This window comes from Cupriavidus sp. HMR-1 (assembly GCF_000319775.1).
Classification (GTDB): Bacteria; Pseudomonadota; Gammaproteobacteria; order Burkholderiales; family Burkholderiaceae; genus Cupriavidus; species Cupriavidus metallidurans.
In genome coordinates this window covers 1-13,744 of record NZ_ANKP01000043.1, presented here as the reverse complement: position 1 = coordinate 13,744, position 13,744 = coordinate 1, and the positions used below count along the sequence as shown (strand labels likewise).

Annotated in this window: 15 protein-coding genes; 2 read left to right on the top strand and 13 right to left on the bottom strand. The window is 63.4% G+C overall.

Features of this window, described 5'->3' with window-relative positions:
- Positions 1-45: 45 nt before the first annotated feature.
- The 3 genes from D769_RS06260 to D769_RS06250 form a co-directional block, all read right to left on the bottom strand.
- On the bottom strand, positions 46-816 hold the full coding sequence (locus D769_RS06260; RefSeq protein WP_008643168.1) for a CDP-diacylglycerol diphosphatase: 771 nt from the start codon (positions 814-816) through the stop codon (positions 46-48).
- A gap of 21 nt (positions 817-837) precedes the next feature.
- Positions 838-1,071 (bottom strand): hypothetical protein, encoded by a 234-nt coding sequence (locus D769_RS06255; RefSeq protein ID WP_008643166.1) that lies wholly within the window; start codon positions 1,069-1,071, stop codon positions 838-840.
- 382 nt (positions 1,072-1,453) lie between these two features.
- Positions 1,454-2,443, bottom strand: coding sequence for a tripartite tricarboxylate transporter substrate binding protein (locus tag D769_RS06250; RefSeq protein ID WP_008643164.1), 990 nt, complete (start codon positions 2,441-2,443; stop codon positions 1,454-1,456).
- A gap of 182 nt (positions 2,444-2,625) precedes the next feature.
- On the opposite strand from D769_RS06250, the gene D769_RS06245 reads away from it, so the two are divergent.
- Entirely contained in the window at positions 2,626-3,687 is a 1,062-nt protein-coding gene (locus tag D769_RS06245; RefSeq protein WP_040010906.1) for a phytoene/squalene synthase family protein, read from the top strand.
- Positions 3,688-3,707: 20 nt separating this feature from the next.
- Here the strand turns inward: D769_RS06245 and D769_RS06240 are convergent, their stop codons facing one another.
- From D769_RS06240 to D769_RS06215, 6 genes are all read right to left on the bottom strand, one after another.
- Positions 3,708-4,778, bottom strand: coding sequence for a glycosyltransferase (locus D769_RS06240; protein ID WP_008643161.1), 1,071 nt, complete (start codon positions 4,776-4,778; stop codon positions 3,708-3,710).
- A gap of 152 nt (positions 4,779-4,930) precedes the next feature.
- The gene (locus D769_RS06235) at positions 4,931-6,133 is read right to left on the bottom strand and encodes a collagen-like protein (protein WP_008643160.1); all 1,203 of its coding nucleotides are present in this window, start codon (positions 6,131-6,133) and stop codon (positions 4,931-4,933) included.
- A 710-nt stretch (positions 6,134-6,843) separates the two neighbouring features.
- Positions 6,844-7,167 (bottom strand): hypothetical protein, encoded by a 324-nt coding sequence (locus D769_RS06230; protein WP_008643159.1) that lies wholly within the window; start codon positions 7,165-7,167, stop codon positions 6,844-6,846.
- 139 nt (positions 7,168-7,306) lie between these two features.
- Complete coding sequence (locus D769_RS32240) at positions 7,307-7,444, bottom strand: hypothetical protein (RefSeq protein WP_011520027.1); 138 nt, start codon at positions 7,442-7,444, stop codon at positions 7,307-7,309.
- Between the two features lie 91 nt (positions 7,445-7,535).
- Positions 7,536-8,282, bottom strand: a complete 747-nt coding sequence (locus D769_RS06220) for a sulfite exporter TauE/SafE family protein (protein WP_008643157.1) — start codon at positions 8,280-8,282, stop codon at positions 7,536-7,538.
- Positions 8,283-8,380: 98 nt separating this feature from the next.
- A complete protein-coding gene (locus tag D769_RS06215) occupies positions 8,381-8,776 on the bottom strand; it encodes an FKBP-type peptidyl-prolyl cis-trans isomerase (RefSeq protein ID WP_008643156.1) in 396 nt (131 codons plus the stop codon).
- 171 nt (positions 8,777-8,947) lie between these two features.
- Here D769_RS06215 and D769_RS06210 point away from each other — a divergent pair, with 171 nt between their 5' ends.
- Positions 8,948-9,565, top strand: a complete 618-nt coding sequence (locus D769_RS06210) for a hemolysin III family protein (RefSeq protein ID WP_008643155.1) — start codon at positions 8,948-8,950, stop codon at positions 9,563-9,565.
- Between the two features lie 17 nt (positions 9,566-9,582).
- Here D769_RS06210 and D769_RS06205 read toward each other — a convergent pair whose 3' ends face one another.
- From D769_RS06205 to D769_RS06190, 4 genes are read right to left on the bottom strand one after another with little or no spacing between them, the layout of a single operon-like run.
- Positions 9,583-10,830, bottom strand: a complete 1,248-nt coding sequence (locus D769_RS06205; protein ID WP_008643154.1) for a CoA transferase — start codon at positions 10,828-10,830, stop codon at positions 9,583-9,585.
- A gap of 15 nt (positions 10,831-10,845) precedes the next feature.
- Positions 10,846-11,643, bottom strand: coding sequence for an enoyl-CoA hydratase-related protein (locus D769_RS06200; RefSeq protein WP_008643150.1), 798 nt, complete (start codon positions 11,641-11,643; stop codon positions 10,846-10,848).
- Positions 11,640-13,166 (bottom strand): tripartite tricarboxylate transporter permease, encoded by a 1,527-nt coding sequence (locus tag D769_RS06195; RefSeq protein ID WP_008643148.1) that lies wholly within the window; start codon positions 13,164-13,166, stop codon positions 11,640-11,642. The genes D769_RS06200 and D769_RS06195 overlap by 4 nt, the downstream gene beginning before the upstream one ends.
- Before the next feature lie 11 nt (positions 13,167-13,177).
- Entirely contained in the window at positions 13,178-13,681 is a 504-nt protein-coding gene (locus tag D769_RS06190) for a tripartite tricarboxylate transporter TctB family protein (protein ID WP_008643146.1), read from the bottom strand.
- Positions 13,682-13,744: the final 63 nt, after the last annotated feature.

Genomic DNA, 13,744 nt, shown 5'->3' with positions numbered 1-13,744 from the left:
TGCAACGGTCATCACCGCCACGTTCTGGCAGGCAGAATTTTTCGACTATCGCCCGGGCTGCGCCCGGCCCAGCTTGCAGCCGCGATCCAGAAAATCGCTGGCATGGCCGTTTGCGCCGCCCGCCTTGTCGACGGGTTCATCGACCACGACAAAACCGGCCTGGCCCTGCAAGGGACGCACATAGCCCAGGAATACGCCCCGGTCGGCGATCTTGCCGTCGACGCCGAGGTCCTCGCGCACCACGTCGAACGGGTCCACCGCAAGAACCGGATCGTCCGAGGGAATCAGCCTGACACGCACAGGCTTGCCGCGAAACGTCAGGCTGCGCCACTGCCTGTCGAAAGCGCTATTGGCAAGGAAGTCGCGCGCGCTTTCGCTGATGCAATCCAGATGAATGTGAAGCTGATCCTGGCTGCGCGCCGCCCTCGCGTTGATGGCCAGCCCCAGAAGGGTATCCGGCAGCGCGCGGCCAATGGCCTTGCCCACGGTGTCGCGCGCGGCCCAGCCGAAGGCCCAGGCATTGTGCTCGCGATCGGACCAGACACGCGCGTCGTCGACGCCGCTGACCGGCCGCACGGGAATGACAAGGTAATGCGAGGCGCCAATCATGTCCTTGTAGAGGACAAAGCCCCGCTGTCGATCAACGATGACGCAATCGGAATGTGTGGGCGTAGCCGGTGTCAGGCAGCGCTCCTGGACGTTCTTCCAGAGGCTGTCGCGCGAAAATCCGCCGACCATGCGTTCGAGCAGGCCAGTGTCGGCACAAGCCTGCCCCGACGCAACCAGCGCCAGACACCACAGCAGCAGGCGTTTCACGGCGTCATGGGGGCGCTGGAATCAACGCGCGGTGCGTCCGCCGTAATACGTGCCGTTGCGGGGATTCGATACCTGATAAGCATGGTTGCGCGCCCAGCGCTGGGCGGCGAGAAATGCTTCGGGTTCACGTTGACTCCACGCACTGACCATCAGCGGCGAGGCATCTTCCTCGGTATTGAGGTAGACCGCCGCGCGATGAAGTGCAGCTCGGTCAGGAGCTCCGGGAATCGTCGTGGTTCGAATCGTCACACGCATCAATACAATCCTTGAGGCCCAGATTCAGGAAATTATGCATAAGCGCCCATGACATGGGAATGACCTCGATGCAGTAGTTTTGCGTAGGTGGACGGTTCTTTCCCCTTGCTGGCCAGACGGCCGCGTCAGGCCTGGCTTTGCGGGTAGGCGCGGATTCCTCGGGCGTGGCGTGCGCGCCACGCATGTACCGCACAGGGAACTCGGACGGATCTGCGCCTGAGGCAGGACACTGCCTTGTAGCCAAGGGAAAACACTGATCCCAACTACGCGCAAGAGAAACAGCATACCTGACAAGCAGCGCCATCATCAGGAATTCGCCGCATCGGCGCGCCGACACCCGGGACAACGCGCCGATGGAGTGCTTCTTCAGGACTATGCCGAATCAGCTTTCGATCTTGAAGTTGGTTTCCTTCACCACTTGCTTCCAGCGATCGGTTTCTGCCTGGATCTCCTTGCCAAACGTATCCGGCGTGCTGTTGGCCATGACATAGTCATACTGCTTGAGCTTGGCGACCACGTCCGGCATCTGTTTTGCTTTTTCGACGTTCTGCGCCAGCGCGGTGACGATCTCCTTGGGCGTCCCTTTGGGTGCCAGCAGCCCTGCCCAGGAATTGAACTCCATGTCCTTGATACCCAGTTCCTTGAACGTAGGTACGTCTGGAAAAGACCCGGCGCGCTGCGGCAGAATAACCGCCAGCGCCTTGACGCGACCCGCCTTGATCAACTCCACTGCGGCAAAGGAGTCGAACGAAAAATCGACTTCCCCCGAAGCCACGGCCTGCATTTGAAGGCTTGTCCCTTTGTATTGCACGTTGGTGACATTCGGTGCGTCGATCACGCGCTTGAACTGCTCGGTGATCAGGTTGATCATGCTGCTGCCGGACGAGGCCGCGAGCGGCTTGTCCGCTTTCCGGGCCAAAGCAATCAAGTCGGCCATGTTCTTGACCGGCAGATCCTTGCGCACGATGACAATAAAGCCGACATCGCACACCCGCGCCACCGGCGCAAAACTGGCCGCCGCCTCATATGGGGCCTTGTAGATCACGGGGCTTAGCGTTTGGGCGCCAGCAGTGTTGAACAACAGCGTATAGCCGTCTGCCGCGGCACGGGCCACCTCGCCCGTACCGATGATGCCGTTGGCACCCCCCTTGTTCTCGATCACAAACGAGGCCTTCATCAACTCCCCCACCTTTTGCATGATGAGGCGAGCGACCACATCGGTCGTGCCCCCAGCGGCAAAGGGCACGATCACGCGCACTGGTTTATTCGGGTATGCCGCTTGCGCGTAAGCCCATCGCGGCAGGCTACTTACAGCGGCGGCTCCCACCAGGCTCGTCAGGAATTGGCGACGTTGGATACTGAGATTGTTCATGCTTTGTCTCCTTAGTACCGGTTATCCGGCCCGATGTGTTGTCATTTGAGAGAATGCATCACCTCACCGAGGTTCGGTACTAGGTTTAATACGCGCAGGCTTGGCAGGGCCAGGTTGAGGCCAGACGAGTTCGTCAGCTTTGGCGGATACAATGCGCCGTCCCATTGTGCGATCACCATGCCATGCCAAATCCGAACCGGGCCTTTCTGCTCGGCCCGCTGCTGAAGGGGGTTTCCCGTTCGTTCTACCTGACGCTTCGCATCCTGCCCGAGGGCATGCGCGACCCCGTCGGTCTGGCCTATCTGCTGGCACGCGCCGCGGACACCATCGCGGATACCTCGCTGATTCCGCCCGCGCAACGACTAGACCTGCTGCTGGCGCTACGGCAGCACGTCAACGGCACGCAGAACGACGGTTCGCTCGCGCAGTGGCTGAGCGCGGAAGTTGCCAGCCAGCAAACCCAGTCCGACGAGAAGGTACTGCTGGAATCGATCGGCCCCGCGCTTGGCGTGCTGAGCCAACTCGATGCATCTGATCGCACGGCTGTCCGCGGTATCGTCGATACGCTGACCGAAGGCATGGAATTCGACCTGGTCACATTCCCCGACGAGCGCTCGGGCCAGGTGGCCGCGCTGCGGACGATGGACGAGCTCGATCGCTACACGTATCTCGTGGCCGGTTGCGTGGGGGAGTTCTGGACCACGATGACCTATGCCCATCAGCCGGGCACGCTGACGGCGGCGCCCGAGACGATGCTGCGCCGAGGTGTCCGCTTCGGCAAGGCATTGCAGATGGTCAATGTGCTGCGTGATTGCGGCAAGGATCTGCGCATCGGCCGGTGCTATCTGCCGACCGAGGTCCTGGAACGACATGGCATGACGCCACGCGACCTGATGGACCCGGCCAATGCGCTGCGCGCGCGGCCAATACTGGACGAACTGCTGCATGTCTCGCTCGCGCATTTCCGCGAAGCGATGGCCTATACGTTCGCGATTCCGCGCACGGCGATCCGGTTGCGGCTGGCCTGCCTGTGGCCGATCCTGATTGGCCTGGAGACGCTGCAGCTATTGGCCGGCAACAAGGCCTGGCCCGACCCGGCGCACATTTCGAAGATCCCGCGCGGCAAGGTGTACCGGGTGCTGGCGCGAAGCACGGCAACGGTCATGTCGGACACGCTGCTGCGGCGCTGGATGGAAGACCTGATCGCGCGGATCGAGGCCAGCCTCGACGGTTCCACCCGATAGACGCTGCTTCGTCGGCAGCTTCAGCCCGGGACATCGCCCATTGCAAAGGCGAGATTTCGCGTCACGCGATCATGCTGCTCGCGCGGCAGGCGTGGATCGGCAAGCAATTCCCGGCAGAGCCGCGCGCTTTCATCGCGTTCATTGCACCAGTACAGCGCGATCGACAGCTCGTCACGCGCGCGCCAATCATAGACGGTCTGATCCATGAAGAGCCGGTCATCGGGCTGGGCGATGCCGGTGGCAACACGCGCGAAGTCGCGTGCCAGGACATGGCGCTGCCGCAGCCTGAAATAGCGCGCGAGCTCGCAAGGCGCTTCGGCCCGTGTCGGCCGGTAGTTGTAGGCCTCCAGGTAGGCGTCGACGATGTCCCCGGGCGACGCTCCGCCGCCCTCCTTCAGCACCGCCATCTGCAACATCGAGTAATAGACTTCCTCGTCCCACCCGCCCATGGTGGCGCGGTTCGCATAGGCGGCAATGGCCTTGTCCACCAGACCACCGTCGCGATAGCTCTGGGCGAGATAAAACTGGTAACGCGTATTGCCGGGATCGGCTGCGAATGCCTTCTCCAGTATCCCTGCGTCTTCCACGAACTTTCTGCCGCTCACGCGCCGCGCGCCGTCGTCGCCGATGCGATAGATGGCGTTCTTCAAGGTGTCGCGACTATACGGACGGTTGCAGTCGATGTATTCGTGGGTCACGCCCGTATAGAAGAACCCGTGGCCCAGCCGGATCAGATGTGGCTGGCTGTAGGTCAGCGAGCGAAACTGGACGACCAGGTCATAGCAGTCGGCGGTCAGTTCGCCGAAGTCCGAAGCCTCGATGGTATCGTCGGCATCGATCAGCAGCGCATAATCGCCGTGCTTGGCCGCCAGCGCGAGCGCTTCATTGCGGTTGGTCGAGAAATCCACCCATGGACGTTCGATCAGTTCACCCGGCAGGTCGCCGAGCGTATTGCGAATAATGTCCTGCGTCCCGTCGGTCGACCCCGTATCCGAAATCGCCCAGGCGTGAATGTGCGGGCGCACCGCGCGCAAACAGCGCTCGATCACGGCGGCCTCGTTCTTGACGATCATCGACAGGCAGATTCGCATTGGCTTTGGTTCTCGGGGGAGACAGGTTGGCAATTGTCGGGCGCTGGGGCGGGATACTGAACAGGCGGCGCAAGGGTTCGCACGAGACGGATGGGCCCGGAGCGATCCCCGAGCCCATGGCCCGCCATCAGCCTATCGATTCCCGCCTTCGATCACTGGCACGTCAGCGTGGCATAGACAGCGCCCGACCAGGCGTTAAACGCCGTAGTACCTGTCAACTGGACCTGCAGCACGTCCCCCGCGGAAGCCGCATAGGTGCCAGTCTGGGTCTGCGTACAGCTAGCTCCAGAGCTGTTGGCCTGGCACACAAGCCCTGTTGACGTGACGGTTGTCGAGGGAGGCTGAATCTTGAAGACTTCCATCGTATAGGGTGCAGGCGGGATGCCCGTCACGGCCGTCGACAGCGTCAGTGTGCTGCAATTGATTGGCAGCAAAACACCAAGATACGGCTGTGTGGCGATAGGGGTCAGACCCGACCCCGTCATGATGTAGGTGGCATTGCCAAAGTTCGTGCCATTGCCCACAACGAAGTTCGCCGTATAGAGCGCAGGCCCGGTGGCCCCCGTGGCACCAGTTGCCCCTGTGGCGCCCGTCGCTCCCGTGGTACCGGTGGGGCCCTGAATGCCCTGCGGTCCTTGCGGCCCCGTGGGGCCTGTCGCACCTGAGGGACCCGTCACGCCCGTCGCACCCGTAGCCCCTGTTACCCCCGTCGCACCAGTCGCACCAGTCGGCCCTGCAGCTCCGGCAGGGCCGGTGGGGCCCTGAATACCCTGAATGCCCTGCGGTCCCGTCACGCCGGCGCCGGTGGCACCAGTAGCACCCGTCACACCCATTGGGCCGGTGACCCCCTGGATGCCCTGCAGACCCGTGGCACCGGTAGCGCCGGTTACGCCCGTGGCGCCGGTCGGTCCAACCGCACCCGTGGCGCCGATCAGCGATTTGCCGGGCATCGGCCAGGCTCCGGCCGCCTTCGGTCCAAACAGCGTGCTTGAGCTGGTGTTCAGATAGAAGTCACCATCGTTGCCGTCGCTGGCAATCGGGTCACGCGTCCCATAGCGGATCAGCGTGCCAGCTGGCCCGATCAGCGATACGCCTGCGGACCAGGCACCGTTTGCCTTGGGGCCGAACAGCGTGGACGTAGCCGAATTGAGATAGAAATCGCCGTTCACGCCAATACTGCTCGTGGGGTCGGCAACACCGGTATAAATCATGCTGCCGGCAGGCGTCGCGGCCGGCGTACTGGTGGGCGTGGCTGCCGCCGTGCTCGACTCCGAGGCATCGCCGCCGCACGCTGCCAGCGTGGCAGCAAGGCATGCCAGGGGGAGTACAGCCAGCTTCCGTTGGGTGTTTTTCATTGGTTCTACTTGGATGAGGTGGAAATGCTGCAAACGGAATCGCTGGCCGCGTCACAAGACGAGCTTTCGTGGAACCAAAGCGGGTGTCGCTACTTCGGACAGGACTCCGGGGCGCTTGAAGCGAACTGCCGGGTACTGAAACTACGAAGAGGATGTCAATCCAGTCGGCGATGACGGCGTCGTAGAAGGCGCCGGCATGGAGAGGAGGGCGTGCGGTCGGGGGCCGCCGTTGCGGGGCGGCATGATGTCAGGCACCTGCCACGGACATGAGCCGGGCAGCGCGCTGGTACCGCAGAAATTTCGTCGCGCAGAACGCAAAATGCCGGGCAAGTGCTGCCCGGCTGACCTTGTTGGCGTGTTCAACCCGTTTCTCCCGTTCCCTGTTCGCTGACAAGGTGAATGCTCTTTTGATTCTTTTTCTTGCTTGCCCGATTCGCCCGGGCGTTTTGTGGGCGTGCGCGACAGCGTCGGCGCAGTTGTCGATGGACTGTGTCCAGCCCGGCAACATAATCGAACGATGTTGACGATACAACGAAAGAAGCATCACACCCCACTTCAGAGGGGATCAAGCTTTTATCGCCACTGCCGTCTGTCGTCCTGTCCGGCGGCTGCCGGCGGACATTGGACCAAGGCTGTCCTCAGGACCCTGCGAAAGCCCAAAAAAGAAGCCCCGCATTCGCGGGGCTTTGTTTCCAACCAGATCTCGTCGCTCATTGGGTCGCCGCCGTCGGTGCTGCAGGCGCCTTCTTGTGAGACTTGCTCGACTTCTTGGTGGTGCTCTTGCTATCGGTCAGAGCTGATGACGTGCTCTGGTTCGCGCCCTGTGTGTAGGGATCGAACTTGTCGCCGGCCCGGGCGGCGTCGGGCGTGTAGCCATCCTTGTTGCTCGTGCGCGCCGGGTCGGGCACATAGCCGTCCTTGTTAGTCGTATGCATGTCGTAGTCATAGCGATCAGAGGGACTTGCCGGTCCCGCCGCAAACGCCAGCCCGGGTACAAAGACTGCAACTGCCACTGCAATGGTGAGTGCCTTCATCGGGATCCTCCTGCGAGAACGGTTGAGACCATCGTGCGCTGAGTACGCACAATCCATCACCAAGCCTATGCCGCGGGCATCGAAAATGCCATGAACCAATGGTGTTAACGCGATCCGCGCGGGCGCCGCCGCCAAGCACTCAGGGACGAAGCAGATCGAAGCCAGCCAGCGCGATCACGCCGCTCAGCGCATCCGTGGCCATGGAACCCTGTCCCAGAATCAGCACGGCAGCCGCGGCCCACGTGGTGGCACAGAAGAGATAGAAGCGCTTGTTCATGGTGAAGCCGATCACTTGCTGCGGGCAAAAGAAGGACGTCAGTATAAACCCTGATATTCACCCACGACAAAGCGCTTGATGCAGCTCTTTTCTAAAGCTTCGGAATTGCCGCGACCAGCATGGCTACACCCGAGCAGGTCAAAAGCGTCAGCACGATGCGCCGGAACGCGATGTCGCTGATACCAATGTAGACCCGCGTGCCGAGCAATGTGGGAATCAGCATGGCCGGGGCCACGATGGCGAACATCGGCAACATGTCGCGCGTGATGATGCCGGTACCCACGTACACGGCCATCGTCACCAGCAATGCGCCGAGATTGAAGTTCTGGATCACCACCCGCTGCTTGTCCTTGTCGAAGCCTCGCAGCGTGCACCAGAGTGTTGGCGCAATGCCCGTGAACCCGCCGATGCCACCCATGATGCCGCCGATGGCGCCGACCACGGCATCGGCCAGCCGGCCACCACGGCGGATCGGCGGAATGCGGTTCGAGAACAGCATGATCGGGCACCAGATCACCAGGACGATGCCAAGGCACAGCTTGAACAGATGGACGTCGAGCCGGGGCAGGATACTGACCCCGATGGGAATGCCGACGATGCCGCCAAGCAGGAACGGCAGTACGGTGGCCAGATGGTACTTGCGGCGCACGGTGAAGGCCGCAAGCAACTGGCCGGTCAGCGCGCCGAACACGGACATCGCCGAAGCCAGCCGTGGTTCGACGCCCCAGGCCCAGAACGACATGGCAACCATGCCAAACGCGAAGCCTGACAGGCCCTGCACGAATCCGGCAACGATGGCGCCGAGGGCGACGATGAGAAAGACCGAATCTACCTGCATGTTCTTGTTCTTATGGTTTGCGCCCCGCTCCCGGTCTATACACGGGGGAACGGGGGTGGAACGAGAGCCGGCCCTGAATCCGCCGGCCCCTTCAATCGTCAGCCGCCAATCCCCAGCAGCTCCACTTCAAAGTTCAGCGTCGCGTTCGGCGGGATCGTGCCCGGCACGCCGCGCTCGCCGTAGGCCGTCGAGGCCGGGCAAGTCAGCTTGGCCTTGCCGCCGACCTGCATCTTCTGCACGCCCTCGGTCCAGCACGGGATCACGCGGTTCAGGGGGAACGAGATCGGCTGGCCGCGCTTGTAGGAGCTGTCGAACTCCTTGCCGTCGGTCAGCGTGCCACGGTAGTGGACCTTGACCGTATCCGTTGCTTTCGGCGAAGCGCCGGTGCCCTTGGTCACGTGCTCGATCACCACGCCGGACGGCAGCGTTTCAGCCTGCGCGATACCTGCGGCGCCCAGCGCCACGGCGGCGAGGATCAGGGAGAGTTTCTTCATGGGATATTCGTCGTGTCAGGTTCTCGGGAGTGACGCCTACGCCAGGCAAACCCGGTGCGGACGCCAGCCGGCAAGTGTACATGACCCTGTTGTTTGCGCGGATCGGCCTGCTCACCGGGCGATCCGTGACAGAATGGCCACTTGTCCACAGCGCAGACGGAGGCATTGGGGATGTATCGCGGCGAACGATTCAACGGATATAGCCACCTGGCGGGAGCGGTGCTCTCGGCGGCTGGCATGGCGGTGCTGGTCACTTCATCGGCACTCCATAGCGACGCCTGGAAGGTCGTCAGCTCCGTCGTCTATGGCACCACGCTGGTGCTGCTCTACACGATCTCCACCGTCTACCACAGCGTTCGCGGCCCCGCGAAGGACATCTTCCGCCGCCTCGACTACTGCGCGATCTACCTGCTGATCGCCGGCAGCTATACCCCGTTCGCATTGGTCACATTACGTGGCCCTTGGGGCTGGACCCTGTTCGGCGTCAACTGGGGGCTGGCCGTGGCCGGCATCATTCAGGAACTCTGGATCGGCCATCGCACCCGCATCTTCTCGCTGGCCATCTACGTGATCATGGGCTGGCTGGTGCTGATCGCGTTTGGCCCGCTGGCGGCGGCCCTGCCGACCGTGGGGCTGTACTGGCTCGTAGCCGGCGGCGCCATCTACACTGCCGGCATCGGCTTCTTCCTGTTCGACGAGAAGGTGCGCCACTTCCACGGCATCTGGCACCTGTTCGTGCTGGCCGGCAGCATGTGCCAGTTCATCAGCATCCTGTTCTACGTCGGGTAAGCGCCCGATACCTCACCCTATATCTCGGTCACGGTCGCCGCCGATGCGGCCGTCTCCGTGACCACGCCGGCTTCGAGCATCGCCTCGATCTCCGCCTCGCCATAGCCGCATTCCGCCAGCAACGTCCGCGTATGTTCGCCCAGCCTCGGTGACGGGCGATGGTATTGCGCCGGCGTTTCCGATAGCTGTATCGGCAGCCCCAGCGTCCGGATGGGCCCGGCTTCCGCGTGCTGTTGCCGTACCACCATGCCACGCGCCAGCGTCTGTGGATGGTTCAGTGCCTCGCCAATCGAATGCACGGGTCCGGCCGGGACGCCCGCTGCATCGAATGCCGCCAGCCAGTCAGCGGACGGGCGCGTCATCAGGATGCCGGCCATCTCCGGCAGCAACGTGTCGCGATGACGCATCCGGTCGGCGTTGCGCCGATAGCGGGGGTCTTCGACCCATTCCGGATGTCCGAGCACCTGCGCGATACGCGCCCAGTTCTTCTCGTTCGCGCCGCCAACGATGATATGGCCGTCCTGCGTCGGAAATGCCTGGTATGGCGTCGCCAGCACGTGCGCCGACCCGCTCGGCCCCGGCGACTCGCCCGTGGCGAAATGAATCGCCGCGTGCCAGTAGAGCTGCTGCAGGCCGGCCTCGATCAGCGACGTTTCCACGATCTGCCCGCGCCCGGTCTTCTGCCGATGCTGATACGCGGCAAGAATGCCGAACGCCGCCAGGATGCCCGCATTGATATCGGCGATCGAATTCCCGGTGCGCAACGGCGGCCCGCCCGCCTCGCCCGTGATGCTCATGAGCCCCGTGTAACCCTGCGCGATCAGATCGAAGCCGCCCTTGTCGGCGAACGGCCCGGTGCGGCCATAGCCTGAGATCGCGCAATAGATCAGGCCCGGGTTCTCGCGCGACAGCGTGTCGTAGCCAAGCCCAAGCTTCTCCAGCGTGCCCTTGCGGAAGTTCTCGATCACCACGTCGGCGTTGCGCACCATGCGCAGGAACACCTCGCGGCCTTCGGGTGTCTTCAGATCAAGGGCGATGCCGCGCTTGTTGCGGTTCAGCATCAGGAACGGCGCCGACACGCCGTTGATGGTCGGCTCGCGATAGCCACGCGCGTCGTCGCCACCATCGATCTTCTCGATCTTGATCACGTCGGCGCCAAGATCGGCCAGCATCATGCCGCAGGTGGGCCCGGCCATGATCTGCGCGAGTTCCAGCACACGCAGGCCGGACAACGCACCCGGTGCGATTGCAGGGGAATCTGACATCGGTCTGCTCCCAGGTTAGCGACCGCTGAACTTCGGCGTCTCCTTGGCCAGGAACGCGCGATAGCCGGTGCGGAAATCCTCGGTGTCGAAACAGTCGAACGCAGCATCGATATCGGCGGCCGATAGCGGCTTGCCTTCGGCCAGTTGCCGGGCGAAGCGCTTGTGCCAGCGGGCCACCAGCGGCGCGCCGGAAGCGATCCGCTGCGCCGCGGCACGCGCCTCGTCGGCCACGCGATCATCGGGCACCACGCGCGAGACCAGCCCCATCGCATACGCCTCGGCCGCATCGACGATGCGCCCTTCGAACAGCAGCTCGAGCGTGCGCGACGTGCCGATCAGCCGCACCAGCGGCGCCATCTCCGCGTGCGCCATCACCAGCCCGAGATTCTTGATCGGCGCGCCGAAACGGCTGCTCTGGCCACAGATGCGGATATCGGCCATGGCTGCGACCTCGAGCCCGCCACCCACGCAGATGCCGTGGATCTGCGCCACCACCGGATGCGGGCAGTCCTGCATCGCCTGCGCGGTGCCATGCATGACCGCGCCATAGGCCGTGGCCTGTTGCTTGTTGGAACGCGTGGTGGCGAATTCGCCGATATCGTTGCCCGGCGAAAACGCGCGGTCCCCCGCGCCACGCACGACGACGCAGCGCACCGTGTCATCGGCGGAAAGCTCGCGGAACGCCTCGCCAAGCTGCCGCCACATATCGAGCGTGAAGGCATTGAGCTTCGCGGGCCGGTTCAGGACGATGGTGGCGACGGCATCCTCGCGCGTCACCAGCAACGTCCCTTCCTGCTGAATGTCATCGCTCATTCTGACGCTCCCTGATGGGCCGACACTACCTTGCGGCGCCGGGTCTTCTCCAGCAGGCTGCCGAACATCGGCCACACCAGGATCACCACTGCCAGCGCCATGATCGTGCCGACGAGCCCGTTGGACCAGAACACGTTGAGTTCGCCCTGCGACATCAGCATGGTCTGCCGGAATGCATCCTCCGCGCGATCGCCCAGTACCAATGCCAGCACCAGCGGCGCCAGCGGATACTCGAGCTTCTTGAGCACATACCCGATCACGCCGAAGATCAGCATGAGCCAGACGTCGAACATCGCGTTATGCACTGTGAACGCGCCAATCGCGCAGACCACGAGGATCAGCGGCGCGATGATCGCAAACGGAATGCGCAGGATGGCGGCGAACAGCGGCACCGTGGAAAGCACCACGATCAGGCCCGCCAGATTGCCCAGATACATGCTCGCGATCAGCCCCCAGACGAAGGTCTTCTGCTCGGTGAACAGCAACGGCCCCGGCTGCAGCCCCCAGATCATCAGTCCACCCAGCAGCACCGCCGCCGTGGCTGACCCCGGAATGCCAAGCGCCAGCATTGGCAGCAACGCGCTGGTGCCGGCCGCGTGCGCGGCGCACTCAGGCGCGATCACGCCTTCGACGTTGCCGCGCCCGAACGTCTCACGCTTGCGCGAGAAACGCTTGGCCACGCCATAGCCCATGAACGATGCGGCCGTCGCGCCGCCCGGCGTCACGCCAAGCCAGCAACCGATGATCGACGAACGGATCAGTGTCATCCAGTAACGCGGCAGTTCGGCCCAGGTCTTCAGCACCACCTTGAGGTCGATGCTGGCCCGCTTGCCACGAAAGGCGACGCCCTCCTCCATCGTCATCAGGATCTCGCTGATGCCGAACAGGCCGATAACAGCCACCAGGAAGTCGAACCCGCGCAGCAGTTCCGTGGAGCCGAACGTCATGCGCAGCGTGCCCGAAACCGTATCCATGCCGACCGCCGCCAGTGCGAACCCGATGCACATCGCGATCACGATCTTGGCCTTGGCTTCCTTGCCCATGCCGACGAAGCTGCAGAACGTCAGAAAATACACCGCGAAGAATTCCGGCGGCCCGAAGCGTAACGCGAACTTCGCCACCAGCGGCGCCAGGAACGTGATCAACAGCACACCGGCCAGCGCGCCGAGAAACGACCCGGTGAAGGCCGACGTCAGCGCGCGTCCCGCCTCACCCTGCTGCGCGAGCGGGTAGCCATCGAACGTGGTGGCCACGGACCACGCCTCGCCGGGAATGTTGAACAGGATCGACGTGATCGCGCCCCCGAACAGCGCGCCCCAGTAGATGCACGACAGCATGATGATGGCCGACGTCGGCTCCATCGAAAACGTCAGCGGCAGCAGGATCGCCACGCCATTGGGGCCACCCAACCCGGGCAGCACACCCACGACGATGCCGAGCAGGATGCCCACCAGCATCAGCCCGACGTTGTGCCATGACATCGCCACAGCAAAGCCGCCCATCAACGCATTGAGTTCTTCCATGCCGGTCCCCTTCAGAATCCGAGGGCCGCTTCGAGCGGTCCCTTGGGCAACGGCACGCGGAACTGCATCTCGAAGATCCAGAACAGCACCAGATTGATGGCCACGCCAGTCAGCACCGCGCGCCACCATGCGAACTTGCCGATCACGAGCATGAAACCCGCAATGAAGATCGCCGATGCTACGTAGATGCCCAGAAAGGCGATCAGCGCGACGTAGACCGTCAGCGGCACCAGGATCACCGCCACCTGCCGCAATTGCGGCCACGTGACGAACACCTTCTCATTCTCGCCATGCCACGCCTGCCACAGCACCACCATGCACGCGATGAAGATGATCGCGCCAATCCGCATCGGAAAATAGCCGGCCTGCGGGCCGTCCGGCTCCCACCCCGCGCCAATCTGGTAGTTGCTGACCATCACCACCACCGCGCCAATGGTGATCAGCAGCGCGGTGGCGATTTCCGCCGCACGCACCGTGATCGCCGCCGGCGCGGTGTCTTGTAATTGTTCGCTCATGAATGTGTCCCCCCGGATCGTTGCCCCCCACCCCATTCAAGGGAGAGGGGGCAAGCCATCAGC